Genomic DNA, 24,649 nt, shown 5'->3' with positions numbered 1-24,649 from the left:
TCTCTCCTCTAAGTTTAGTCTGCTACTGCTTTTGTCACATTTGAAGCTTTTACAAATGGCAAGTAAATCAAAGTCGCCACAACGATACAAATCAACTGTGTCGCAACAGCTCCAAGACTACCTGCTGTTGCAAGGTAAGCACTGATGATTGGTGGCGTTGTCCATGGAATCATCACGACTGCTGGTCCTGCAAATCCAATAGCTGTTGCAAAATAGCCAATGACTCCAGTAACTAAAGGCGTAATAATAAATGGAATCGCCATTACCGGGTTTAACATGATGGGTAATCCAAAAATCATTGGTTCATTAATATTGAACAATCCTGGTGCTAGCGATAATTTAGAAATAGAACGGTAGTCTTCACGCTTACTGACAATGAAAATAGCAATCAGTAATCCAAAAGTCACACCAGATCCACCAATACTCATATAGATATCCCAGAAAGGCATGTTGATAATATTTGGAATAGCTTCTCCAGCTTCAAAAGCAGCTGTATTTTCAGCAATCGCAGCTAGTAAAATAGGTTCACGAATCGGTTTGATGATTTGATTCCCATGAATCCCAATCACCCAAAAGACTTGAGAAACAAACATCAGCAATAATATGCCCGGTAGTCCCGAAACCAAGTTGGACAACGGTTCTTGAACAATCGTATAAATAATGTCATATAGTGACATTCCTGTAACAGCCAATACAATAAATCCTAATGTAGCGATAGCTGTGATAGTCAAAATAGTAGGAATCAATGCTGAGAAGCTGGCAGAAACATTAGATGGCACAGAGTCCGGCATATGAATGGTTAATTTGTCTTGTCTCTGCAACCAGCTAAATAATTCAATCGATAAAATAGCAATAAACATTCCTAAAAATAAACCTGAACTATTCGTGTACTGTTTAGCAATTACGTCTACTACAGCAACCGGCTCTTCATTGACTAAGGCATCAATTGTTTTGGGGATAACGGCTATGTAACTGATAACAGCTAGTAATCCAGGAAAAAAACCTTTTAAGTTGTTTAGCTTCCCTAGCTCCATCCCAATTAAAAACACTGCACTGATTGTCAAAAAATTTAACGTTGCATAGCTGATTGAATCAGTGATCGGTTTTAAATTCTCCAAAAATCCAAAACCGTTAACAGCGGCTAGACCACTCGTAGTTCCAAATACCATATTTGAAACCAAAGTGGCAAATGCACCAGTGATAATGACTGGCAATAACATCGTAAAAGCATTTTTGATCGCAATAATGTATTTGTAACTGTTTACCTTAGCTGCAAAATTCCCTAGCCACATGACCCATTTACTATCTTCCATTCTTTCTTCCTCCTTTGTATCTTTTTTACATTTTTATTGTAACCCCTTTCAAAATAATTGTAAATAGATGTGTATTAATTTGTAAATACAAATTAATACACATCTTAAAAAAAGAGCCGTTGTGGTCAACTATCCATTGACCACAACGGCTCTTCCCAATTCTTTAATGATTACTTTTCCGCATTCCCATACAGCCATTCCAGTCCTTGTTCAATACTGGTATTCCAATAATCCCAGTTATGGACGCCTGGGGCTTCAATACATTCATGTGCATAATCGTGTTCTCTTAAGAAGCGATGGAAACTTCTTTGTTCGTCAATCAAGCTATCTTCCGTCCCGCAAGATAAATAGAGTCTTGGATTGCCCTCTTTTGATTCAAAAACTTTTACCGCTAATTCTTCGATATCCATATCATCAGGTAAAGCGGCTGTGGTCTCTCCCTTAATCAACGTTTGGTACCGCCGAGAGATTGGCTGGTCAAAAACAATATCTGAAGATGAGCGTTTTGTAAAAATTTTACTTGAGAACGCTAAAATATTGCCGAACGTTTTGGGGTAGTAGAAACCATTTCTCAGCGCCCCATAACCACCCATCGATAATCCGCCAATCGTTGTATCTTCTCTTTTATCCGACAAATGAAATAATTTGCGGGTCTCATGAACAAATTCTTCTCCGATAAATTTTCCAAAATGATCTCCATTCGGCTGGTCCACATAGAAACTATTCTGTCCATCTGGCATAAAGATAGCGATGTGGTATTTTATCGCCAGTTCGGCGATTCGTGTGTTGTGCAGCCAGTCTTCATGATTTCCGTCCCATCCATGCAATAAATACACCGTTTTTAAAGGCTCATCTTTATTGTCAGATTCAGCATTCTCAGGTTCATAAATTGAACGAGTGGTTGTAGGAATAATGGCAGTGAAGCTGACTTTTCTGATTAATTCCTTTGATTGAAAAGATCCGGTTAAAATAGCCATCTTATTTCTCCTCTACTGGTTTGATTGTTTGTTGCTGTGCAGCAAAATAATAGGCTCCTAAGATTCCAGCATCGTTCAAATAGCGGCATGGTTCAATTGGAACATTAAAATCAGTCACCCAACGCTCATCAACGTGTTTCATTTGTGCTTGAATCCTTGGAATTAGTTCAGGGTTGGCACTAACACCGCCGCCAATTAATAGTTTATCAGGATTTAAAGTGCAAGCTAAATTATAGATTCCCACACATATCCACTGTACCCATTCAGTTAAAAGTGCTTCCACTGCTGGGTTTTTTCGAGCAGCTTCAAAAACAGCTTCACCTGTTACGTGTTCCGTACTGCTTATGCCTAGAAGCTGCTTATACCGTTTGACGAGAACGCGAGTAGAAAATATATCGTGCATGGTAGCATGCGGCTGCTGTTGATAGTTGATTCGGGAATGGCCATATTCACCAGCTTTAAAACTGGCTCCCCGAAAGAGACTTCCGTTTAAAAACAAAGCTGTTCCGATTCCGGTGCCAATGGTCATGACGATAAAGTTATCAATCCCTTGAGCACTTCCTGAATACCGCTCAGCTAAAGCTGCACAGTTAGCATCATTTTCGATATAAATCGGCAGCGTGATTTTTTCACTCAGTAACTCGATCAAATTCATGTGATCCAAATAAACTAAAGCCCCCGCTCTTTCAGCGTATCCCGTTTCAGGATTGATGTACCCTGGCATACTGATGGCGACTGCATTCACTTCATAATCGAGAGCAAATTGGTTTACGATCGCTGCTATCTCTTGTTGGAACGCATCTTTTTGATAAGGGGTCTCTACTTTATCTTGCTGCAAGATCTCTCCAATATTTGACACTAAGGCATACTTGATATACGTTCCGCCGATGTCGAAGCAAACTGTATTCATCATTTTATCTCCTTTTTCGTCAAAAAACTATCCGCCTCCATAAATCAGAGGCAGATAGTTTTTCAAATTTTAAGCGTTTGCGCTTGTAGTGTCTTGTGCGTTATCCATTTCTTCCATTTTTACAGCTGCTCTATTTGTTGCCATAACAAACGGCATGTAAGTCAGAACGGAAACTCCTAGACACAAGAGCCCCACGCCTAATGCTCCCCAACTTCCTCCGGTACCCAAGAACGGAATCAATGGTCCTGGCGTCGTCCATGGGACCGAGTAACCAATAGGCGGTATAATTTCACTAACTGTAAAGAAATACCCGATTAAAATATTGATGATTGGTGTGAATACAAAAGGAATGATCATAATTGGATTCAACACAATTGGAAGTCCAAATACAACGGGCTCATTGATGTTAAACAAACCTGGAGCAATGGATAATTTAGCAATATTACGGTAGTCTTTTCGTTTTGACACTAAGAAAATAGCAATCAACAAACCAAGTGTCATCCCGCTACCACCATAATTACCAAAACCATCATTCATAGAACCCCAGTTGATTGGGTAAGGAACACCCCAAGTCGTTCCTTTTTCAGCAATGTAATTTAAATTTTCAATTCCCATTGGTGAGAAGATAGGATCACGGATAGCTGCAATGGTGTTAGGACCATGAATTCCCAATACCCATAACAAGTTGGAAACAAGTGCCAAAATAATAACGGCAAAAACGTTTCCTCCGATATTTGTTAATGGTGCTTGAATCAATGAGTAAATCAATTCATTAATTCCATCTGGGAAAAATAGTGCCACAACGTAATTTACAATAGAGAAGAGCATTAAAATCAAAATAATCGGAATCAACACTGAGAAAGAACGAGCAACAGCCGGCGGAACTTGCTCTGGCATTTTAATTTTCAATCGTTTGTTCAATGAAAGACGACTAAAAATTTCACCAACCAGTAATCCAACAATCATCGCTACAAACAACCCTTGTGCACCGATGAATTGAGTTGTTAAGTAATTTGCGCCTTCCACATTTTGATAAGGCGGATACAAGATAAAGAATGTAGCGATAGCTGTTAATCCACCTAACAATGAATCTTGTTTATATGTTTCAGTTAAGTTCCGAGCAATCATAAAGACGATGAAAATAGACAATACGTCATTGGTTCCTCGAACAACCGGTGCAAAAATATTTTGTGCTTCTGCTAAATTAGGAAAAATACTGTCTAAATTTAGCAGAGATGCGATAAAGCCATCTGGTGATAAGACCGCAAAATTTAATAGTAAAATCAATGAACCTGCCATTGTTAATGGAAAAGCTAAAATAAATGCATCTCGGATCGCTCCAATATGGCGTTGACTGTTTAACTTGATTGATAAAGGCACTAAAGTCTTCTCTAAAACGCCTTCAAATTTATCCATAAACCCCATTTGGTTTCCTCCAATAAATCAAATTGTTTTGAGCATGTTTTAATCTGTTAATCCATTCGCATCAATAACCTCTTTATACCAAAAATAACTATCTTTTTTGTATCGTTTGAGTTCTTTTTCATCGTTTTCTTCACGGTCTACATAAACGAAACCATACCGTTTTTGGTAACCGTTCAGCCAGCTCAACAAATCTGTGTAACTCCATGTACAGTACCCTAATACATCTACTCCATCAGAAATCGTTTCTTGAATGGCTTTGACGTGGGCTTTTAAATAATCAATTCGATATGTATCGTTAATCGAACCGTCTTCTTCTAATGTATCGTATTCACCCAGTCCATTTTCCGTAATTAATATCGGCAAGTCATAACGACTGTCGATACGGCGCATAGCAATGCGTAAACCAGTCGGATCAATGTCCCAATCCCAGTTGGTTTTTTCTACATAAGGATTATCCGTTCCTTTGTACAATCCTGGAATCCCACCTTCTTCAGTAGACCCTTTTTCTCCGGTAGTATTCATTTTTCCTTCGCCAACACCATCTAAAGGATTGAATTCAACTGTGGAGCTGCGGTAATAGTTTAAGCCCATAAAGTCTGGCTTGCCACTTGCCAACATTTCATAGTCCCCAGTTTCGATTGTAGGTGCCCAGTTATTTTCTTCTAACCATTTCAACGCTAGTTTAGGATATTTCCCAAATACATAAATGTCCATCCAGAAATGGGCATTGAACGTTTCGTTATTGTCCGCTGCCAATTGGTTTTCTGGTCTAGAATCTAGTGCATACGTTGGACCATAAGCAAAACTCGGACCAATTTTCCCAGAAATCCCTAATTCACGGAAAGCCTGAATGACAGAAGCATTCGCTAAGTTTGCAATGTGATTGGCTTCATAAAAGCGTTTGGGATCTTTTACATCTGGCGGATGGCTTCCCATCATATAACCATGCGATGTAAACACATTTTGCTCATTTAACGTCACCCAGTAGTTTACTTTTCCATTAAAGCGTTTAAATAAGATCGTTGCATAACGAGTAAAATCTGCAATTACTTGACGAGATTCCCAGCCCTTGTATTTATCTTGTAAAGCTTGTGGGATATCCCAATGGTATAGTGTAACGATTGGTTCAATATTGTGTGCCAACAGTTCATCAATCAAATTTTCATAAAATTGAATCCCCTCTTCATTTATTTCCCCATCTCCATCTGGAATCACACGACTCCAAGCTACCGAAAAACGGTAAGCTTTCAACCCTTGTTCTGCCATCAATCGTACGTCTTCCTTGTAACGATGATAATGATCTACTGCCACCTCCCCAGTGGTTCCTTTAAATGTTTTGCCGGGAATCTTAACAAATTCATCCCAGACAGAAAGTCCTTTTCCGTCTTCTTCCATCGCACCTTCTACTTGATAGGCAGCCGAAGCCGATCCCCACAGAAAGTTTTCCGGAAAAGGCGTCAACTGTTTGTGTTCCATTTCCTCACCTCTTTTTCTTTTCTTACACTTTTTATTGTAACCGTTTTTTTACATAACACAATAACCTTTTCACAAAAAGAATCCGGTTTCAGTTTTTTGAAATATATTTCAATATTGAAACAATACGTTTCATTCTTTTCGTTTACGCTTCGTGTAATTTTTTCGTGCTAAAGTCTCTAGTAGAAAAGTAACGGGCACTTGAGAAGTAATATTCACTTCTTTTCCCACCAATTCCGGCGTGAGATGATAAGCTAAATTCACATCCGAATTTTTAGCTAATGTATTTCCCGAAGTATTGGTAATGCTGATAATCTTACTGCCTTGTTCTTTTAAGGCTTCCATTTGTTCAAGAACTTGTTCCGTTTCTCCTGAGACCGATAAAATGATAGCAGCTGATTCTGTAAAATCTTCACTGGCGTTTTTTATGGGGTAAAATGGATCTTTTACGAAAAAGGTTCGTTTCCCTAAATTAATAAATTGTCGAGAACCATATTCTGCTAGAATTCCGGATGTCCCAATACCGAAAAAAATGACCAATCCGGATTTATGTATTAGTTCAACGGCCTTGTCTAACTGCTGATTGTAATCTTTGGTTAGTGTTCGGTTAAAAAATTCATCTACAATTTCTTTTGTATCAAATACTGGTTGTTGCTGATTTTGTTTCGTCTGACGGCGAACTTCTGACTTAAACTCTGCAAAACTTTCATACCCGCTTTTTTTCAGCAAACGAACTACGGATGCTGGAGAAACATGAGCTGCTTCCGCCAAATCGCGAATACGCATGTAATAAATCTCTTCCTTATGCTGCAGGATGTAATCATAAATAACGCGGTCTGTTTCTGTAAATGATTTAATAGCTTCAAAATTGAACACACTCTTTCCCCCTGTTCTCTCTTATCAATCTTTTTTATTTTAACACAAGTCTTTGTCCCTCACTATCATTCATCATGGAGCTTTCAACCTTGATGTTCAAACGCTAATCTTCATCATGGAGCTTCCCTCCTTGATGTTCAACGATTTAATCAAAATCTAGTCTTGCGCATAAGAATCATACTCTCTTAATTTTTTGGGAAATGTGTATTAGTAAAGGAATTCACAATAAAAAAGCCGAAACAAATGCAGTGGAAGCCTTCTCTGTTATGTTAGTTTTTTAAGGTCTTTTCTTCTTATTCAAAGTTATTCTAAAATAATTCACATTTCAAACATTATCTATAATCAAAGAATTTCTTTTTAATTTAAAATAGTGTATGATAAACATTGTGAATTAAATCATTTGATTAAATTGGAGATGAAAATAAGTGGAAGAAAAGGTAGCTGAAGCATCTGTAGGGCAAAGTAAAAATATAGTAGAAGGTTTTTCAACTGGTATGATGGGCGACATCGAAAAATGCATCTTAAAAAAAGCAGACTTGTTTGATAAGAGCATCGGTCGTTATATTATGCGAGCCATGTTAGCGTGTTTTTACTTAACGTTGGGTACTGGGATCGCAGTCGGTATGGGAAATTCTATTGAACATTTAACACCAGGATGGGGTAAATTCGGGTATGCTTTTATGTTCACTTGGTCATTAGTCATGATCATTTATTTGAATGCTGAATTGGGTACTTCTAATATGATGTATATGACAACTGCTGTACATCGAAAAGTTCTTCCTTGGAAAAAAGCATTGAGTATTTTGGGTACTTGCATTCTTTTTAATGCTGTTGGAGCTATTATGATTAGCTGGGCCTTATCTTATACAGGTGTCTTCCATGATGTTGCCATAGACCACTACTTAATCACTGCTGTTTCAGGCAAATTGGCTAAAGCACCCTTACAAATATTTGTTGAGGGGATATTTGCAAATATGGTCGTGAATATAGCTTTCTTTGTTACTATGCGAATGAAAGATGATGCAGGAAAAGTATTAGCTATTGTATTTCTGATCTTTATTTTTGCTTTTCTCGGTTTTGAACACGTTATTGCCAACTTTTCTTCTTTCTCTCTGGCATTTTTTGCCAGCGGTGGAAATGTTCCGGGAATGACAATTGCTGCTGTTGTAACAAATATCTTTTTTGCGACATTAGGAAATTATGTTGGTGGTGGTTTAATAATGGGCCTAAACTATTCATGGTTGAACAATGGGAAAACGCGTTATGCCGATTAAACCTCATTTGTCATTGAGTTCCTTGTGTTCTTTCTGATTGGTACTGCTCCTCAAAATTTGGTATACTATTTTGAGAATCTAACCGTAAAGGAATGAAAAAAACGTGACCAGTGCTATGATTGTTTATGCGAGTTTAACGGGGAATACCGCTCAATGTGTCGATATTGTTGAGGAAACATTACAAGAACTAGGTGTAGAGGTTCAGGTAGAAGAAAGTATGCAAGCTGATCCCGAAGATTTTTTGGATGTAGACTTGTGTCTGGTTGCTACTTATACTTACGGAACGGATGCGAATTTGCCCGATGAAATCGTGGACTTTTATGAGGAATTAGCTGATGTAAATTTAACGGGGAAAATTTTTGGGACTTTCGGTTCTGGAGATACCTTTTATGAAAAATTTTGTCAATCAGTCGATGATTTTACAGAACAACTTAAGGCAGCTGGAGCAGTTCAGGGTGCCGAAAGTGTCAAAGTTGATTTAGATCCCGAAGAAGCAGATATCGAAAAGTTAAACGCCTTTGCCAAAGCTCTAGTCGAAAAAGTAAATGCTCAATAAAAAAACCTCAACGTCAAAAACGTTGAGGTTTTTTATTTAGATTACTTTTAAGCAACCTTTAAAGGATTGTTTTAAATAACCGATTAATTCTTCTTCATTAAAAGGAATCAATTCTTGAGCAATTAGAGATGCTAGTCCATGCACACTAGCCCAAAATAAGCTGAAGAATTTTTCTTTTTCGCTTTTGGACAATTCCTTAGTTTTTTCATCATTTTCAAATGAATCTAACACCACGTCATGAGAAATAGCAAAAATTTGCTCAGCATCTAAGCGATTTTCCAAATACAGCGCCTTAAAAAATACAGACTCTTCTTTTGCAAAGTACAGATAATTCAAAGCATCATTAAGAACAGGTTTTTCTATTCTTTCTTGGACATAAATCGTTTCCGTCAAATGAGCTTTTATTCTTACCAATAATTCTTTTTTCAAGTCATCCATATTTTTGAATTCCAAGTAAATCGGTTGCGTAGAACAGTTCATTTCTTTTGCAATATTGCGTGCAGTAAATCCATCAAACCCCTCAGTTCTGACAACTTCATAAGCTGTATCCAGAATGCTGGACTTCATAATGGTCTTTTTTCTTGCCATATCTTTCACCTCTAAATTCTTTAAACTCTTACGAAACAGTTATAGTTCCGGATGCAGTATTACCTTCTGGTTATAATACCTATGAAAAAAAGTTCTTAAACGATAGAGAAAGCAGTCTACAAATCAATAGCTTTTCAACTTAAAAAACTAAAGTCCATTATTCTTTCTAAAGCGATCAAGAAATCTACCAATAATCTCTTTTAAATTTTCATTTTCAACTACTTATGAATGCCACAAAAGCACAAGGTTTATTGTATCACTTGTACATCTATAAAAACAAGTTGCTTCCCAATATAACGAAAGTTTTTCTTTAGAAAGTCAACCTTTCTCTATTCGTATTATAACATAGTGTGTTCCACTAAAATACCGGAAAGACTTTCAAACACGCATTCGTTACAACATTGTAATCTGTTGAAATTTTTTTGTTAGCAAATTGTGTTTTGTTATTTGCGTATGCTATGATATGAAAGTGCAGTATGAATATCAACGAACATGAAATAAAATCAGGAGGAATAAAAATATGGTATTACCAAATTTCGAAGAAAACTTACAAAAATATGCTCGTGCGATTGTAGAATCGGGAGTAAATGTATCAAAGGGGCATACAGTCGTTTTATCTATTGATGTAGACCAAGCTTCACTTGCTCGTATGATTACAAAAGAAGCTTATGCTTTAGGAGCTACAGAAGTCATTGTCAAATGGGCAGATGACGTGGTAAACCGTGAAGTCACGATGAACACACCAGTGGAACGTCTGACAGATATCCCGCAATACAAAATCGATGAGTCTTTAGACCACATTGCTAAAGGGGCTAGCCGTATCAGCGTTCGCTCTTCTGACCCAGATGCTCTAGCAGGAATTGATGCAGAAAAAATCGCTGCTTATCAATCTGCAGCTGGTAAAGCCATGATCGAACAACGTAAAGCTACTCAAGCCAACAAAGTGAGCTGGGTCGTTGCTGCAGCTTCAGGCGCTAAATGGGCAGCTAAAGTCTTCCCAGAACTAGACACTACGGAAGAACAAGTAGATGCTTTATGGGATGCTATCTTCAAAGCCGTTCATATTTACGATGAAGATCCTATAGCAACTTGGAACGAAAAAGATGTGACTTTAGAAACAAAAGCTGAAGAATTGAACGCGCAACAATTTACAGCTTTACACTACACCGCTCCAGGAACTGACTTAACGGTTGGATTACCTGCTGGCCACCGTTGGGAAGGTGCTGGAAGCTTAAATGCTCGCGGAGAACGTTTCATGGCAAATATGCCGACTGAAGAAGTTTTTACTGCTCCAGACGCTAATCGTGTGGATGGTGTAGTTCGCAGTACAAAACCATTAAGCTATGCTGGAACTACTATCTTAGATATGGAATTCCATTTCAAAGATGGAAAAGTGACGGACGTAACTGCAGCTCAAGGTGAAGAAACTTTGAAACGCTTAGTCGAAACAGATGAAGGAGCTGCACGTTTGGGTGAAGTGGCGTTGGTACCTAACCAATCTCCAATTTCTCAATCTGGCTTAACTTTCTTCAATACTTTATTTGACGAAAATGCTTCAAACCACTTAGCATTGGGATCAGGTTACGCATTCAATATCATTGGCGGAACTGAAATGTCAGAAGAAGAATTGGAAGCAGCCGGTTTAAACCGCTCTACTGTTCATGTAGACTTTATGATTGGTTCTAAAGACATGAATATCGATGGTATCAAAGCAGACGGTTCAACTGTTCCTGTTTTCCGTAACGGTGAATGGGCATAATTTTTTAAGTAAATAAGATAAACCAGCCATCCGACATTATCGTTCGGATGGCTGGTTTTTTGTATGGAGAGATAAATTCATGCTCTTTTTTTAACATCTCGGCTACAAAACCTTCAATACAAGCAATTGAAACTTATGGTGTTTCTATCCTTTTACTCCACCTTCTACTAAATTTTTCTTAATGAATCGTTCAGATAAAGCATACATGATGACTACAGGTAATGCAGTCAGTAAGGAAGCAGCCATCATTCTCCCCCAAACATAATCAGGAGTCGCAAACAAGCTGTTTAACCCTACTGTTAAGGTGAAGAATTCTGAACTGGAAACAAATATAGAAGCAAACAAATAATCGTTCCAAGCAACCATAAAGGCATACACGAAAACAGATGCAATTCCTGATATCGCCAGTGGAATAGTAATATAAAAGACGATCTGTACACGCGTCAATCCATCGATCATTGCTGCTTCTTCAATACTTTTAGGAATCGTATCAAAATAACTTTTCAGCATAAAAATAGATGTTGGCAACGTTTGTACGATCATCACAATAATGATCGATGTTCGTGTGTTGTATAGTCCCAGCGATGAAATGATTTTAAATAAAGGGACCACCAATAGAATTCCTGAAAACATGTACACAGTATAAAAAGCTGAATTCATTGTGGATTTAAATTTGAAATTTAATTTCGACATGGCATATGCTCCAAAAATCCCGATAAATACAGAGATGAATGCTGCTAGGAAAGAAACGATCATACTGTTTTTAAAATACGTTAAAAACGGAAATAAAGACGGGTTAAAGACATCTTGGTAATGTTCCAGCGTTACTACTTCAGGCAGTATAGTTGGATTATAAGAGATCGCTTCATTAGTCGGTTTCAACGATGTCATCAACATGATGAAAAACGGAAACAGAGATATAACTAAGATCAGCACTAGTAAGATATAAAACAACGTTCGGCTCAGCGCATTTTTTCTTTTACGTTTCATTTGTGACATCCACCTTTCTACGTGAGAAGTAAATAACTGTAAATAAGATAACAAAAAGAACCACGGAGATGGCGGCTGCTTGTCCCATGTCATTTTGAGAAAAAGCTTGCTCATATAGGTAAACCCCGATCACATCGACTTGTTTAGTTAACAAATAAACATCGTTAAACATATAGAATGTCCAAATCGTTCTCAAAGTCACGATGGTGATCAATACAGGTCGAATGGCAGGTAAAGTAATGTTCACGAATTTCTGCCAGGCATTTGCTCCATCGATTTCGGCGGCTTCATATAGTGTTTCATCCATTGTCTGCAATATGGCCAAAAAGGAAATAAATGCATATGGAAAGTAACGCCAAATCGCAAAAATAGTGACCAATGCAAAACTTGATGCAGGATTGTCAAACCATAATGGAGCTTCATCTAAGATACCTGTTACATCTACCAGCCAATGATTGATGATGCCATAAGTATTGTTAAACATATATTGCCATGCAAATACTAGCGAGATAGACGGCGTAACATAAGATAAAATAATGATCGAACGCGACAATTTTCGGAATCTGAACTCTCGATTAAACAACATCGCTACTCCTAAACCAAGAATAGTACTTCCGACAACTGTTAAGGCTGTATACAATACTGTTACACCAAGTGATCGATAAAAATCCCGATCGGTCAATATCGTTTGATAATTTTCTAGCCCTAAAAAAATCTCATCCAAATTTGGATTCAAAGGTACATCAAAGAAACTGATACGGATATTTTCAATCATCGGATACAAAACCAACCCAGCTAATAAGATGATCGTTGGCAATAAAAATGCTAATGCAATTTTTGAATCACCTGTTCTGCGTTTAATTTTTTTATTTTTTCCCCTTGTTTCTGTTGGATTTTGGGGTGGCTTCATTTCTCTCACTTCCTTAATAAAATACTAATTTTTTCCTAGTTTATTGTTATTTCTGTAAAAATTGACCAAGTAAGCTCGTCTACCTTACTTGGCCACGCTTTGCTTATTTATGGAGCTAGCCTTATTTTGGCATAACATCTTCGATTGTCGATTGAGCTTGGTTTATTGCATCATCAATACTTGCGTCTCCGACTGTAATTTGATTGATCAACGTACCAATCGCATTAGACCCAGTGATTGCTCCCATATGAGTGAAGTTTTGTCCCTCAACTAATCCAAAAACTTGAATAGCATCAAATGAACCGGCGATTTCTGTCGACAGCTCTCCAAAGGCTTGAACTACTTCATTATTTTGATATTCTTCACTATTAGTTACTTCATCACTGACAGGCTGTGCGCCTCCTGGAGACATCAGTACCCATTCAGTCATATTTTCTGGTTCAGACATAAATGCAATAAAGGCTTCTGCAGCATCTTTTTCTGCTTGTTCTAATCCTCCAGAAATCGTCAATGCTGTAACAGACCCATAAACAGCTTCACTTTCTTCGGTTGGAATAATGAAACCAATATCGCTTGGATCACCATTTTCATAGATACCAGGTAAAATATATGTTGAGTACAACGCCATTGTTGCACTTCCATTTGAGAAGGCATCGTTTACTTGTGTGGTATCATTTGAACCAGGCATAGTGTATTCAGCTAATTGTTGGTACATTTCAAGTGCTTCACGCATTTCTGATGTATCTAAGTCCAGATTTCCTTCATTATCTAAAATATTGGCATTATTTGATAAAGCAAATTGCGAGAATCCTTGTTCTGAAAATGGTCCTTCAACTGTTGGCAACGCAATACCATATTGATTATTGGCTGTATCTGTCAGTTGTTCAGCTGCTGATAATAATTCTTCCCAATTAGCAGGCTCCTCGATTCCGGCTTCTTCAAGTTTTGATTGGCTGTACCAAATCCCTTGCACCCATCCGCTTAATGGAACTCCCAAGTAGCCTTCTCCATCTTCACTGCTCAATAAATTCAATGCGCCTTCGTAATAACTTTGTGGACCAATATCTTCCACCAACTGAGTAGTGGCCTCTACATCGATCAGTTGTTCATTTGCCATTGTTTTTGCAAAATCTTGTCCTACTTCAATGACTGCCGGTAATTCTCCTGCTTGAGCCAAAGTAACTACATTCGTATTGTATTGCCCTTCTTCTACCGGAACAGTTTCTACTGTTATGCCGTCATTTTCTTCTTCAAATCGGTCGATCATTCCTTCGATGACCGTTAAACGTTCTTGTTCTACAGAAGAGGTCATAAATTGAATCGTTACATCTCCTGAGCCGTCTCCTCCTTCAGTATTATCTGTATTATTGCCACATGCAGCCAAAACTCCTAACGTTAAACTGCTCATAAGTAAAAATGCTTTCTTTTTTGACATTTGAATCCCTCCAATTTGTGATGTGATTGAAATGATGTGTGGTATTACAAAAAGGTGAGCTTATGCGGAATGATGCAGGTTCAGAAACAAGTAAGAGCTTACATTTATTTTAACAAATGCCTCTTGTTCTCCTACTAATACGATTTTAGAAAACTCAATACACACGCAAAGAAGCTGAGACAACATTAGTGTCCCAGCCCCTTTCATCATTAGTAGTTCTATTTAGTCAAACTCTTCATATTCATTTGGATGTTGCCCTTCTACTAAGCCATCTAGTCCTTTATCTAGGCTATCGATGCTTTTCATTTCTTCTTCACTCAAAGTGAAATCGAAAATATCAAGATTGGCGCGTTGGTGTTTAGCACTAGAAGCTTTCGGAATGACCAGCACGTTTTCTTGGTAATTCCAACGCAATATGATTTGCGCAACTGATTTTTGATGTTTTTCAGCCAACGCAGCAATGATTTCATTTTCTAGTAAGTCATTAATTTCTCTTCCAAATGGGCTCCATGCTTCTGTTAAAATACCGTGTTCCTTATTGTATTCTATTACACGTTTATTCGTGAAATAAGGATGGCGTTCGACTTGATTGGTAGCCGGAGTGACCCCTGTTTCCTCAATAATACGGTCCAAGTGTTCTGGTAAGAAGTTGGAAACTCCAATAGAACGAATCAGACCAAATTTTTGAGCATCCACCAATGCTTGCCATGCTTCTACATACTGATCTTGTTTTGGCAAAGGCCAATGAATCAAGTATTTATCAAAGTAATCGATCCCCATACGATACAGAGACTCTTGAATCATTTGGATAGCATCTTCGTATTGATGTTTGGCTCCCGGCAATTTTGAACTCAATAGAATCTGGTCACGCGGTACAGAACTTCTGCGAACAGCTTCTCCGACCATGCCTTCGTTATTGTAATTCGTAGAAGTATCGATCAAACGATACCCATTATCCAGGGCATCCATCACTTCCGCTACTCCTTTTGCACCTTTTATCCCAACGGTTCCTAGACCGATCACAGGGATTTCTTGACCATCATTTAATGTATATGTTGGAATTACCTTGCTCATTCTCTTCATCCCTTTCACTGTGTTTTACCGTCTTATCTTATCAATTATTTGAACACAATGTAAAACGATACGAATGATGAAGTTGCTTTAGTAATTTTCCACTATCCGCTTGAACTGACGATCCAAGTCGTCCATTTTCACAAAACGAGCTTCGCGAATCAATTCTTTTCCTTCAGCAAATAACAGCAGCGCCGGCACACTGAAGACAGTAAAATCTCCCGCTACTTCAGGAATATGATCAGCATCCGCTTGAATCGATCGAATGCGTGGGTAGTTTTCAAGTATACTTTGCACTTGAGGTCGTACTGCATGACAAACACTGCAGTCTTCTCGAGAAATATACACAAAGGCTAGTTCATTTTCTTGAATAAATCGGCGTACTTCTTCAATAGAATGGGCTTGTTGAAATGATTCCATAATATCCTCTTCCTTTAACCATTTTTTATCATTGTAACACGCATCTCATGATTCACAAACAGGTGCAAAGTCACATTCACTTCATTTATCTAAATGGAAAAGTCGAAAAGTGCTAGACAAGATTTTCGAATCATGAGAAAATGAATTTAGTTGTATGGTCCTATAGCTCAGTTGGATAGAGCAAACGTTTCCTGTACGCAACGTTTTACTACAAACTAGATTTGAAAAAGTCTATAAAATGTAAGAGCCTATAAGGCTTAACTGTTATTACGATATTGTGCGGAATGAAAAAAGCACACTCAAGTCAACCGCTTGAGAAATACCTTGATCTCCGATTGGCAATCCCTGAAAATAGTTGGGTGTTGTCAAAAGTTCGGTGAAGTCGGCGAACAGCATGCGCTTAGTAGTCGGAGGGCTATAAATTAAATACGGTGAGAATGTGCTTTAGCACTGACGAACTTTCGAATGTACGGATGTTTTTTCATTTTATGGAATGAATTAAAGCGCGGTGGCTTGTTTAGGAAAGCAGATACTGTTGTTGAGGATGTACCTCAATAGTTTTTGGTTAAATGGTTGTGGATCAAAAACGCTGAAACATTTATAGAAAGCACCTAAGTTTAACTGTAAAGCTAGTAATAACGGAACGTTGGAAGCAGCTAAGAACCGCTATCTCCTATTTGAGGGTTCTAAATAGCAGGATAATGGCTATTGAATAGTTGCGGCAGCAGCTGTGTAGTACCGATGAAACTGGGATAACAACCAGCGGAGGAAAGATGGCTAGTCAATCAAATCATTCGTTGGAACATAATGCACTTATTTCCAATATCATAGTTTTTGCATTGCTCAGTCAATGTAAAAATAACTTATTCTATTCGTAAGAGATTTTTCTCTATTCAACGAATATTTGATTGATGGAACGCCTTGTGCGACGAAAGTCGCCTGCAGGGTGTGGACTGGGGGAAAACAAGTAATCTGATCAAGTAAGGTTGCAGATGAACGTTACCTATCAGTATAAACGTTAGGTCGGGAGTTCAAATCTCTCTAGGGCCGCTAAAAATAGAAAGAAGCTTCTACTCTGTTTGAGTTTGAAGCTTCTTTTTATTTTACAATTAACTGGTAAACTGTATATTAATTCTGTAGAGCGGTTGATTGATGTTATGAACTTGAACTTCATCATTCAGGTTCCTTATTTGATGTTAAAATCTCAAGCTTCTTCATCATCCATCTTTTTCACATCATGTTCTCCCGCTATTATTCCATTATTGAACATCTCATCAGACGGACAAAATTCTTTTGCTTTCCACCTATCATTAAGATGATTTTATGGTAGAATTTTTATACATAGTTATTTGTGAATAATAAGAGGTGAAGAGAAATGCAAATTAGACCTACAAAAAGAAACGAGTTGTCGCTTATTCAGCATATTTATACTGAAGCAAGGAAATATATGCGAGAGAATGGAAATGACCAGCAATGGGTTAATGGCTACCCCAGTGATGAATTACTGATCAACGATATTCAAGAAGGGACAAGTTATGTTTGTTTAGATGGAGCAGAAATCGTTGGAGTATTTACATTTGCGATCGGAGAAGATGCCACCTATCGTGAAATCTACGACGGAAAATGGCTAAATGATGGTTTATACGGAGTTGTGCATCGCTTAGGATCACTGCGATCGCAAAAAGGAGTAGGAGCTTTTTGTTTAGAATGGTGTTTTCAGCAAATACCCAATATCAAGGTTGATACGCACGAAACTAACATCCCGATGCAAAAAATGCTCCTAAAAAATGGGTACCAAAAGTGCGGTACGATTTATGTAAATGACGGAACGCCAAGAGTCGCTTTTCAAAAAACCAGATCTAACTAGGATGAATCTAGAGTTGAAATTCTCCTTTTAAATGAGTAAGATCATAGAGGTAAGAAATATAGAGGAGGATTTATCGTTGAATAAAGTCAAACAGTATACAGCGGGTGTTTTATTAACTGCAGCACTGGCGGTAGCAGCCAATCAAATCAGTGCTTGGATCCCAAATAGCGTTATTAGTGGAAGTGTCTTTGCTTTATTGATCGGGATGTTATTAAACCCGTTAATTTCAAGATACACGATTTTTAAAGAAGGCATACAATTTGTTTCCAAAAGAATATTGAAATTATCGATTATCTTATTAGGCCTGACACTTAGTTTTACGCAAGTATTAAACGTCGGAAAGTATTCCTTGATCGTCATGGTCTTTACCTTGCTGACTGCATTTGGCGGAGGATACCTTATTGGAAAATTATTCAACATGAACTGGAAATTGTCGAGTATGATTTCAGCGGGAACGGGTATTTGTGGAGGATCAGCGATTGCAGCGATCGCTCCAACTATTGAGGCGGAAGATCGTGATGTCGCATACTCGATTTCTGCTACTTTTATTTTTGATATCTTGATGGTGATTTTATTTCCGATAGCTGGGATGTACTTTGGGATGAGTGATTTAGGATTTGGTTTATGGACTGGGACAGCAGTGAATGATACTTCTTCCGTAGTCGCAGCAGGGTATGCTTTTTCAGATGCAGCCGGTGCGTATGCCGTCATTGTCAAGCTAACTCGGACTCTGTCTATCGTCCCTGTCGTCTTGATTTTTTCGATCATCAATGCACGTATGAGACGGAAAGAACAATTGGCCAATGGGGAAACGATCACACGGAAAAAAGTCAGCATCCGAAGCATTTTCCCCTTTTTCATTCTATTTTTCTTAGTGATGGTAGCTATTAAAAGCACCGGCCTCGTTCCAGAATCGGTCAGCAATATCACTTCTATCATCAGCAAATTTTTGATGGTGATGGCACTCGGCTCTATCGGGTTGAAGACTAACTTCTATGAAGTAGCTAAATCGGGTTTTAAACCGATGCTGCATGGATTTATTATTTCTTCACTGGTAGTCGTGGTTTCATTTGTCGTTCAAATAGTGCTGGGGCAAGTGTAGAACAGAAATCAATATAATAGGATTAGCTATTTCGTTAAAATTGTGTTATACTAATTAATACACGAAAGATATTGATATACGAGTTTTATGTTTTACGCGGCAAGTTTATTCACACTGGAGTAGCTATGGGGCTACAAGGATGTATTAGAGGTTAGGGAATACATTGTATAAATTGAAATATTGAAAATGAGTAATAGTTTAGACAACCTAAAAATATTGAATATTGATTAGTTAGATAGCCTTCTCCTAAATAGAGAGGGCTATCGTTCATTTTACGGTAAAAAGGTTCTTCATCTTTTAGTGTTGGTGAAGAAATTTATTCCGGCATTTTGGCTGTTCATGAAAAGACGTAAAATCGGACTTAAACTAGCCGGTGTTGTTTTTATTCGAGTAGAGTCACGATATTCAGCGGCTTCTTCGGAAGGAATGCTCTATTCAATGTGAAAAGAGGCCTTCATTTGTGGAGCAAATGAGGGTTATTCATCAAGTGAGGAATGGAAAATGTCCGACTTGATGAATAAATGGGATTTATTGATCAAGTAGCGTTCACTTAAGCTTTCACTTGACTAATAAACCGTACTTATTCTTCAAGTGAACCTAAAATGAGGCCTCACTTGACTAATAAACTAAAACAATAGCGCTGCCGGCTGACTCAGATTCATTCATGTCCTGCTCCAAGCAACGATTAACGAGTAATGAGTAAACATTGTTTTAGTTACCAACGTTAATACTGGAGAACGGTAAAAAGCTGAAGAGCAGACAATCCGTTCTTCAGCTTTTTCGTGTACTAAAAGTCAATTCCCAATACAGTTGATTCTCCTTTTTTAGGCAACATCCGAATTCCATACGAAACAGAATACATAGCTTCGATTTTTTTAGAAAACAGTTCTTCATTAAGATGGCCTACTCCTTCTATCACAAGATAATTCATAGGCGAGATTTCAAGAATCATCGGTTTGCTTTTCTTCGGAACATGCAACTCTTTTTCCTATTTATGCCATTCATGCTTTATTGTCCTGTCTCTTCTCCAAACGTCGCAAATTTTTCTTTGTACACAGGATACAACTCATTAAACACCAATTGCGTATCTGGCATTTCTTCGTTGGCAAGTATAGATTCAATCGCATCCAAACAAATATGCCAACCTGTGATATCTCGAGGAGTATGCTCTGTCACTTCAGAAATGGTCTCTTTGAATACTAAGTGAGTTCCTTTTTCTGAAGGCGTTAAATCAAATCGAACCAAGTCCCTGTCCCAAGTGTACTCTAAAACATTCGGTTCACTCAATGACGTAATGGTCATTTCTTCAAAAGTCCCATCTTGCATATCAAATAAAATCTTGCCATTTTCTTCAAGCGACTTTACACTCAATTCAGGGAACCACTTTTGCAAATACTGATTGTCTGCTAGCATTTTCCAAACTAATTCTATTTCATACGGAAATTCTCGTTCAAATTCTGCAATCACCTTGTCTTCAAACTGTTGGATAGTCGCTGTCATCATAAAACCTCTTTCCTTTTTGTAGTATTAAAAAAGACTCTAAAAATCAGAGTCTTTTTCATTGTATCAATCTTTATTTATCTTTTCTTTCTTTTCAGCTTGGTAATACAAAATAAAACCAGCCACAATACAGATTACGGCTAATGCTAAAACCCAACCACTGTTCTCACCTGGACCTGTAAGGCCTAATATCAGCGCAATAAATCCTAAAGACATGATGAACATTCCGTTTTTAAGCATTGCCTATCTCCCTCATTCCACTGTAGCTTGAAAATACAATATAGAACCGTAATCTGTACCTTTAATAATTTTTTTAGCTAATTGAGCTGCTTCCTCTTCGTTATCCATAGTGGATTCAAAGTACAATTTCATACCTTCTTTTTTTATGAAATTGTAGCTAACCCCATTTTCACTGTAATGAGTTAAAGTGTCAATTATTTTGTCTTGTTGAATCGGTGCATTTAAAAGAATCATGTTTATTTCCTCCTAATTTTTGTTTAAACTGAAAAAGCTACAAAAAGGGATACTCACTTTTCGCAGCTTGTCGTTGGTTTACTCTTCAATCAAAACGCCAGCTATTTTTTTGTAAACATCTACAACTTCAGCTGCTAAATCACGGAAAGTAATGGCATTCATCAAATGATCTTGCCCATGTACCATCAATAAAGATATCGTAACGGCATCCCCAGAGGCTTCTTTCGTTAACATACCTGTTTGAGATTTATGTGCTTCTGATAATGATTTATCAGCATCTTTGATTTTTTGGTCTGCTTCTTCAAAGTTTCCTTTTTTAGCAGCTTGGATAGCTTCCATAGCATCACTTTTAGCATTCCCGCCATTAATAATAAGACCCATGATCGTTTCTAAATTTTGTTCATCTACCACAATAAAACTTCCCTTCCATTACTACGAGATTGACTGTATTAGGTTATCTTTATTTCTTCGTACGTTTAGTTTACTAAATGAGCTGCGAAAAGCAGCCTATGTGGCTATAAACCAATAGGCTGGATGCTTTTCTCCACTCTCTTAAACGGTTTGCTATACTCTCTAGATTAATGTTAATGCGTGATCTAGTAGTTTCTCACCGTTCATCATACCGTAGTCTTGCATGTTGATGATGTCTACTGGAATATTTTTATCAGCAACTTTCTTTTCAAATTGAGATTTCATGAAGCGAACTTGTGGTCCTAATAATAGAACGTTTACATCTTTATTCGCTAAGTTAGCATCAGCTTCTGAAGCGGAAACGGCAAAGATATCTGCTTCGATTCCTTTTGCTTCTGCTGATTTTTCCATTTTGCTTACTAATAAACTTGTACTCATACCTGCTGCACATACTAACATAATTGTTTTCATTTTATATTCACTCCATATATGATATTTTTTTACCTTACACTTATATATAAGCAATTTTCGTGCCAACTTTTTAAAAAGTAAACGTTATCAGAAAAGGCTTTCTCACCATTGTAAAAATACACACTAAAAACAAATGGTTACACATTTGTTTTTAGTGTGTATTTCTGTCATTCATGAGTCTTATTTTCTAACAACATGTAAGCCAAGTACGCTATCTCATCTTCTGGAAATTGGATCTCATAACGACGTTCCAATACGATGCACGTTGTTTTAGTCACATCCATCAAGATTCGATTTTGTTTAACAAACATTTCTTTATTAGGAAACGGACGTAAAAAAGCTTCTGTTCTTAAAGAATCAACCAAGAATACCAGGTGAAGGATGACCCCTACTTTTACACCCGCATCAATCTGAAACTGCATGTTAACCAGTAATTTATCTACTACATCTCGCACCAATTCCAGCAATTCTTGGACAGAATCCACCGATTTAATCGTTCCTTCGAGTGAATGAGCCATTTCTTCTACTGGAAAATCCAATTCTAAATGACGCTTTAAATCGGTTAATTTGTTGCCCTCAAAAATATCAAAAGCCGAGTAATAAGGAACTGAGGAATAATCAAAGCCTACTGTTCCTACGATAGCTTTTAAGTCATATTTTTCCATTAATTGATCAATTCGTTGACGAAATTGCTCTCGCTGCAGAAATTGGAGCGGAATAATTTTTGTCATGGTCGTATCAATTTCTGTTTCTAATTTTTCTTCGAGCTTTTTCGCTACTCCTTCTCCAGTAAAGCAAGTCACCACAATAACAGGTTTCTTGTCTTTCTTTACTGTGAAATTTTGCTGGATACTGTTGCTCATTCCACGTTGACAGCTTTGATAAATGTCTTCTAATGACCTGCCTAAACTGGCCATTCGAACAGCCTCCAACACAATCGGAGTACTCGTCATCGACAAAGTCTTGATAGGCATATCCAACTCTTCTGCTAAAATATCCCCAAATGAATTCAGCGATCCCATATCAGTCAGCAATAAGATGCCTTGTGCATAATCTTTCATGCGATCCCGAATCGTTATCCTGACCCATTCGTACATTTCCTTGACTTTCATCGTCAACGGCATGTCTAGAGCAATCCCAAATTTAGTATCCAATAATTCTTGGACCGTTTCCAACATACTGCTGGCAGTAGATTTTCCATGCATCATTACAAAGACGCCGACTTTTTCTTGCAGCTCTTCTGACTTCTCTTTTAAATCGATCGTCAGAAACATCGTAATAAAACCGATTTCATCTAATGGTATCTCAATCACAAACTTCTCTTCAATCAAGGAAGACAATTCGATAGCTACTTGGAACTCTTTGGAATACTGTTTACGGACACCATTTAAGTTAGGATGGATAATAGGTCGATTTTCTCGAATACGGTCTAATGTACTTTGCAAATGCAATGAAAAAGCAAAACGCGTGCTGTTATTGAATGTTCGATTCAAGCGTTTTTCTGCTATATCGTAGACCATTTCGGTAGCTTCCAAAATATCCGTTGAAATCAATTCTTTCTGTACTTCTCTACTCGCCAACTGCTCAATGTAATCATTGAAATAATGTCCCATGCCATTTTGTACAAACTTCTCCAAGTCGATATTTTGAGCACCTGATCTGAGCAACTCATCTACGCGTTCTTCAATCGCATTGTAGACACTCATATCTTCTCCGGAACCTAAAAAATAATCCGAATCTTGGTGATTTGATTCAAAAACAAACCGGTTTTGCTGCGGTTTAATGATTCGATTCAGGCGATCTGGCGCTTCTTTTTTGAGCAATAATCCTTTTTGTACTTGTAATGGCAAATCTTTTTGCGTAATGTTCAAATGGTCTTCATCATTCGTACGGTAATGCAAAAAAGCTTTCGCACAAACCAGTTTTAAATCTCGCTCCACTTGTCCAATATTGGCTTCAGGATGATAAAGCATAAAGGCTAAGATGACGTCCCGTTCAGCAACAATCTCCTGATTCAAACGACGGGCTTCTTGCTGTAAGAAAGCTGCTACTAATTGATACCGTTCATCAATGGTTCTTTCCGACAATGGCGGCAAGGTAATCGACATGGGGATCCGTCGTTTGAATGTTGACAACAATACATCAGAACTTTCAGTGGTAGCCCCGATAATCTGAACACTTGCTTCATACTCTTTGCCGCTTTCTCCTAAAGGCTGATAGACACCTTTGTCGATAAACGTAAACAACATTTCTTGCCCCTCAGGAGGCAGCCGATGGATTTCATCTAAAAACAGAATCCCGCCATCAGCTTTTTTCAACAAACCTGGTGTATCTTCAGTCGCACCCGTATACGACCCTTTTTTCACTCCAAAAATGTGCCCAAACAATAGTTGTGGATTTTGAGCGTAATCGGCACAGTTAAATGAAATAAAAGGGGCATCTTGCGGCATTGCTTTAGCTTCTAAAGCAAACTCATACATGCTGCGGGCAAAAACAGATTTCCCAGTCCCAGTTTGACCAAAAATGATCGTATGCAAGCCTCTAGGCGGGTAAAGTATAGCCGCTTTAGCTTGCTGCACCATAATTTTTAAAGACAAATTATACCCGATCATTTTTGAAAAAGCTTTGCTTTCCCCATCTTCTTTTTTAGAACGAGGCGATTTGAATTGAAATAATACCGGACGGCCGACAATTTTGTGGACTTTATGATCCGCATACAGCTCGTTTAAATAGCGGCTCACATTTGTTCGATCAAGTTCAAGCGCTTCTGCAAGCTCCCTTGCAGAAAAGGAATCATCTGGATTTTGCTGTAAATACTTCAATACTAAGTCTTTACGATTGCTCATC

Annotated in this window: 24 protein-coding genes; 5 read left to right on the top strand and 19 right to left on the bottom strand. The window is 37.8% G+C overall.

Going from position 1 to position 24,649, the window contains the following annotated elements; all coding sequences use genetic code 11:
- Positions 1–14: 14 nt before the first annotated feature.
- The 6 genes from ACEN36_RS09220 to ACEN36_RS09195 all read right to left on the bottom strand — a co-directional run bounded on the left by ACEN36_RS09220 (position 15) and on the right by ACEN36_RS09195 (position 6,974).
- Entirely contained in the window at positions 15–1,313 is a 1,299-nt protein-coding gene (locus ACEN36_RS09220; RefSeq protein ID WP_407102856.1) for a PTS sugar transporter subunit IIC, read from the bottom strand.
- A gap of 170 nt (positions 1,314–1,483) precedes the next feature.
- Complete coding sequence (locus ACEN36_RS09215) at positions 1,484–2,290, bottom strand: alpha/beta hydrolase (protein ID WP_407126441.1); 807 nt, start codon at positions 2,288–2,290, stop codon at positions 1,484–1,486.
- A 1-nt stretch (position 2,291) separates the two neighbouring features.
- On the bottom strand, positions 2,292–3,200 hold the full coding sequence (locus ACEN36_RS09210; protein WP_407096981.1) for an ROK family protein: 909 nt from the start codon (positions 3,198–3,200) through the stop codon (positions 2,292–2,294).
- A 69-nt stretch (positions 3,201–3,269) separates the two neighbouring features.
- On the bottom strand, positions 3,270–4,616 hold the full coding sequence (locus ACEN36_RS09205; RefSeq protein ID WP_407126445.1) for a PTS sugar transporter subunit IIC: 1,347 nt from the start codon (positions 4,614–4,616) through the stop codon (positions 3,270–3,272).
- A 48-nt stretch (positions 4,617–4,664) separates the two neighbouring features.
- Entirely contained in the window at positions 4,665–6,101 is a 1,437-nt protein-coding gene (locus ACEN36_RS09200) for a glycoside hydrolase family 1 protein (protein WP_407126440.1), read from the bottom strand.
- A gap of 129 nt (positions 6,102–6,230) precedes the next feature.
- A complete protein-coding gene (locus ACEN36_RS09195) occupies positions 6,231–6,974 on the bottom strand; it encodes a MurR/RpiR family transcriptional regulator (protein ID WP_407126439.1) in 744 nt (247 codons plus the stop codon).
- A 425-nt stretch (positions 6,975–7,399) separates the two neighbouring features.
- Here ACEN36_RS09195 and ACEN36_RS09190 point away from each other — a divergent pair, with 425 nt between their 5' ends.
- Positions 7,400–8,248 (top strand): formate/nitrite transporter family protein, encoded by an 849-nt coding sequence (locus ACEN36_RS09190; protein WP_407126438.1) that lies wholly within the window; start codon positions 7,400–7,402, stop codon positions 8,246–8,248.
- A gap of 103 nt (positions 8,249–8,351) precedes the next feature.
- Positions 8,352–8,804 carry a flavodoxin gene (locus ACEN36_RS09185; protein ID WP_407102858.1) on the top strand — a complete coding sequence of 151 codons (453 nt, stop codon included), beginning with the start codon at positions 8,352–8,354 and terminating at the stop codon, positions 8,802–8,804.
- Between the two features lie 36 nt (positions 8,805–8,840).
- Here ACEN36_RS09185 and ACEN36_RS09180 read toward each other — a convergent pair whose 3' ends face one another.
- Positions 8,841–9,392, bottom strand: coding sequence for a TetR/AcrR family transcriptional regulator (locus ACEN36_RS09180; protein WP_407096986.1), 552 nt, complete (start codon positions 9,390–9,392; stop codon positions 8,841–8,843).
- A gap of 520 nt (positions 9,393–9,912) precedes the next feature.
- On the opposite strand from ACEN36_RS09180, the gene ACEN36_RS09175 reads away from it, so the two are divergent.
- Entirely contained in the window at positions 9,913–11,151 is a 1,239-nt protein-coding gene (locus ACEN36_RS09175) for an aminopeptidase (protein ID WP_407126437.1), read from the top strand.
- A gap of 144 nt (positions 11,152–11,295) precedes the next feature.
- Here the strand turns inward: ACEN36_RS09175 and ACEN36_RS09170 are convergent, their stop codons facing one another.
- The 5 genes from ACEN36_RS09170 to ACEN36_RS09150 form a co-directional block, all read right to left on the bottom strand.
- The gene (locus ACEN36_RS09170) at positions 11,296–12,141 is read right to left on the bottom strand and encodes a carbohydrate ABC transporter permease (RefSeq protein ID WP_407126436.1); all 846 of its coding nucleotides are present in this window, start codon (positions 12,139–12,141) and stop codon (positions 11,296–11,298) included.
- Positions 12,131–13,051, bottom strand: coding sequence for a carbohydrate ABC transporter permease (locus ACEN36_RS09165; RefSeq protein ID WP_407126435.1), 921 nt, complete (start codon positions 13,049–13,051; stop codon positions 12,131–12,133). The genes ACEN36_RS09170 and ACEN36_RS09165 overlap by 11 nt, the downstream gene beginning before the upstream one ends.
- A gap of 121 nt (positions 13,052–13,172) precedes the next feature.
- Complete coding sequence (locus ACEN36_RS09160) at positions 13,173–14,486, bottom strand: ABC transporter substrate-binding protein (RefSeq protein ID WP_407126434.1); 1,314 nt, start codon at positions 14,484–14,486, stop codon at positions 13,173–13,175.
- A 222-nt stretch (positions 14,487–14,708) separates the two neighbouring features.
- On the bottom strand, positions 14,709–15,560 hold the full coding sequence (locus tag ACEN36_RS09155; RefSeq protein WP_407096991.1) for an aldo/keto reductase: 852 nt from the start codon (positions 15,558–15,560) through the stop codon (positions 14,709–14,711).
- 87 nt (positions 15,561–15,647) lie between these two features.
- Positions 15,648–15,977, bottom strand: coding sequence for a thioredoxin family protein (locus tag ACEN36_RS09150; RefSeq protein WP_407096992.1), 330 nt, complete (start codon positions 15,975–15,977; stop codon positions 15,648–15,650).
- A 1,375-nt stretch (positions 15,978–17,352) separates the two neighbouring features.
- On the opposite strand from ACEN36_RS09150, the gene ACEN36_RS09145 reads away from it, so the two are divergent.
- On the top strand, positions 17,353–17,844 hold the full coding sequence (locus ACEN36_RS09145) for an N-acetyltransferase (protein WP_407096993.1): 492 nt from the start codon (positions 17,353–17,355) through the stop codon (positions 17,842–17,844).
- A 76-nt stretch (positions 17,845–17,920) separates the two neighbouring features.
- Positions 17,921–18,946, top strand: a complete 1,026-nt coding sequence (locus ACEN36_RS09140) for a YeiH family protein (protein ID WP_407126433.1) — start codon at positions 17,921–17,923, stop codon at positions 18,944–18,946.
- A gap of 787 nt (positions 18,947–19,733) precedes the next feature.
- On the opposite strand, the gene ACEN36_RS09135 is transcribed toward ACEN36_RS09140, so the two are convergent.
- The 7 genes from ACEN36_RS09135 to ACEN36_RS09105 all read right to left on the bottom strand — a co-directional run bounded on the left by ACEN36_RS09135 (position 19,734) and on the right by ACEN36_RS09105 (position 24,648).
- A complete protein-coding gene (locus ACEN36_RS09135) occupies positions 19,734–19,898 on the bottom strand; it encodes a hypothetical protein (protein WP_407126432.1) in 165 nt (54 codons plus the stop codon).
- 56 nt (positions 19,899–19,954) lie between these two features.
- The gene (locus ACEN36_RS09130) at positions 19,955–20,449 is read right to left on the bottom strand and encodes an SRPBCC family protein (RefSeq protein ID WP_407126431.1); all 495 of its coding nucleotides are present in this window, start codon (positions 20,447–20,449) and stop codon (positions 19,955–19,957) included.
- 63 nt (positions 20,450–20,512) lie between these two features.
- Complete coding sequence (locus ACEN36_RS09125; protein ID WP_407096997.1) at positions 20,513–20,686, bottom strand: hypothetical protein; 174 nt, start codon at positions 20,684–20,686, stop codon at positions 20,513–20,515.
- Between the two features lie 12 nt (positions 20,687–20,698).
- Entirely contained in the window at positions 20,699–20,920 is a 222-nt protein-coding gene (locus tag ACEN36_RS09120; RefSeq protein WP_407096998.1) for a hypothetical protein, read from the bottom strand.
- A gap of 78 nt (positions 20,921–20,998) precedes the next feature.
- Complete coding sequence (locus ACEN36_RS09115) at positions 20,999–21,301, bottom strand: PTS lactose/cellobiose transporter subunit IIA (RefSeq protein ID WP_407097012.1); 303 nt, start codon at positions 21,299–21,301, stop codon at positions 20,999–21,001.
- Positions 21,302–21,493: 192 nt separating this feature from the next.
- Positions 21,494–21,802 (bottom strand): PTS sugar transporter subunit IIB, encoded by a 309-nt coding sequence (locus tag ACEN36_RS09110; protein WP_407126430.1) that lies wholly within the window; start codon positions 21,800–21,802, stop codon positions 21,494–21,496.
- Between the two features lie 167 nt (positions 21,803–21,969).
- Entirely contained in the window at positions 21,970–24,648 is a 2,679-nt protein-coding gene (locus ACEN36_RS09105; protein WP_407126429.1) for a sigma 54-interacting transcriptional regulator, read from the bottom strand.
- Between the last annotated feature and the right edge of the window lies 1 nt (position 24,649).

This window comes from Desemzia sp. FAM 23989 (genome assembly GCF_045528345.1).
Classification (GTDB): Bacteria; Bacillota; Bacilli; order Lactobacillales; family Carnobacteriaceae; genus Desemzia.
Note: the sequence above shows the minus strand (reverse complement) of the source record. Positions and strands in the feature narration are given on the sequence as shown.

What these genes read in the sequence shown, in the direction of transcription:
- ACEN36_RS09220 (WP_407102856.1), bottom strand. Translation starts at nt 1,313, where the DNA reads ATGGAAGATAGTAAATGGGTCATGTGGCTAGGGAATTTTGCAGCTAAG.
- ACEN36_RS09215 (WP_407126441.1), bottom strand. Translation starts at nt 2,290, where the DNA reads ATGGCTATTTTAACCGGATCTTTTCAATCAAAGGAATTAATCAGAAAA.
- ACEN36_RS09210 (WP_407096981.1), bottom strand. Translation starts at nt 3,200, where the DNA reads ATGAATACAGTTTGCTTCGACATCGGCGGAACGTATATCAAGTATGCC.
- ACEN36_RS09205 (WP_407126445.1), bottom strand. Translation starts at nt 4,616, where the DNA reads ATGGATAAATTTGAAGGCGTTTTAGAGAAGACTTTAGTGCCTTTATCA.
- ACEN36_RS09200 (WP_407126440.1), bottom strand. Translation starts at nt 6,101, where the DNA reads ATGGAACACAAACAGTTGACGCCTTTTCCGGAAAACTTTCTGTGGGGA.
- ACEN36_RS09180 (WP_407096986.1), bottom strand. Translation starts at nt 9,392, where the DNA reads ATGGCAAGAAAAAAGACCATTATGAAGTCCAGCATTCTGGATACAGCT.
- ACEN36_RS09175 (WP_407126437.1), top strand. Translation starts at nt 9,913, where the DNA reads ATGGTATTACCAAATTTCGAAGAAAACTTACAAAAATATGCTCGTGCG.
- ACEN36_RS09170 (WP_407126436.1), bottom strand. Translation starts at nt 12,141, where the DNA reads ATGAAACGTAAAAGAAAAAATGCGCTGAGCCGAACGTTGTTTTATATC.
- ACEN36_RS09165 (WP_407126435.1), bottom strand. Translation starts at nt 13,051, where the DNA reads ATGAAGCCACCCCAAAATCCAACAGAAACAAGGGGAAAAAATAAAAAA.
- ACEN36_RS09160 (WP_407126434.1), bottom strand. Translation starts at nt 14,486, where the DNA reads ATGTCAAAAAAGAAAGCATTTTTACTTATGAGCAGTTTAACGTTAGGA.
- ACEN36_RS09155 (WP_407096991.1), bottom strand. Translation starts at nt 15,560, where the DNA reads ATGAGCAAGGTAATTCCAACATATACATTAAATGATGGTCAAGAAATC.
- ACEN36_RS09150 (WP_407096992.1), bottom strand. Translation starts at nt 15,977, where the DNA reads ATGGAATCATTTCAACAAGCCCATTCTATTGAAGAAGTACGCCGATTT.
- ACEN36_RS09145 (WP_407096993.1), top strand. Translation starts at nt 17,353, where the DNA reads ATGCAAATTAGACCTACAAAAAGAAACGAGTTGTCGCTTATTCAGCAT.
- ACEN36_RS09135 (WP_407126432.1), bottom strand. Translation starts at nt 19,898, where the DNA reads ATGATTCTTGAAATCTCGCCTATGAATTATCTTGTGATAGAAGGAGTA.
- ACEN36_RS09130 (WP_407126431.1), bottom strand. Translation starts at nt 20,449, where the DNA reads ATGATGACAGCGACTATCCAACAGTTTGAAGACAAGGTGATTGCAGAA.
- ACEN36_RS09125 (WP_407096997.1), bottom strand. Translation starts at nt 20,686, where the DNA reads ATGCTTAAAAACGGAATGTTCATCATGTCTTTAGGATTTATTGCGCTG.
- ACEN36_RS09120 (WP_407096998.1), bottom strand. Translation starts at nt 20,920, where the DNA reads ATGATTCTTTTAAATGCACCGATTCAACAAGACAAAATAATTGACACT.
- ACEN36_RS09115 (WP_407097012.1), bottom strand. Translation starts at nt 21,301, where the DNA reads ATGGGTCTTATTATTAATGGCGGGAATGCTAAAAGTGATGCTATGGAA.
- ACEN36_RS09110 (WP_407126430.1), bottom strand. Translation starts at nt 21,802, where the DNA reads ATGAAAACAATTATGTTAGTATGTGCAGCAGGTATGAGTACAAGTTTA.
- ACEN36_RS09105 (WP_407126429.1), bottom strand. Translation starts at nt 24,648, where the DNA reads ATGAGCAATCGTAAAGACTTAGTATTGAAGTATTTACAGCAAAATCCA.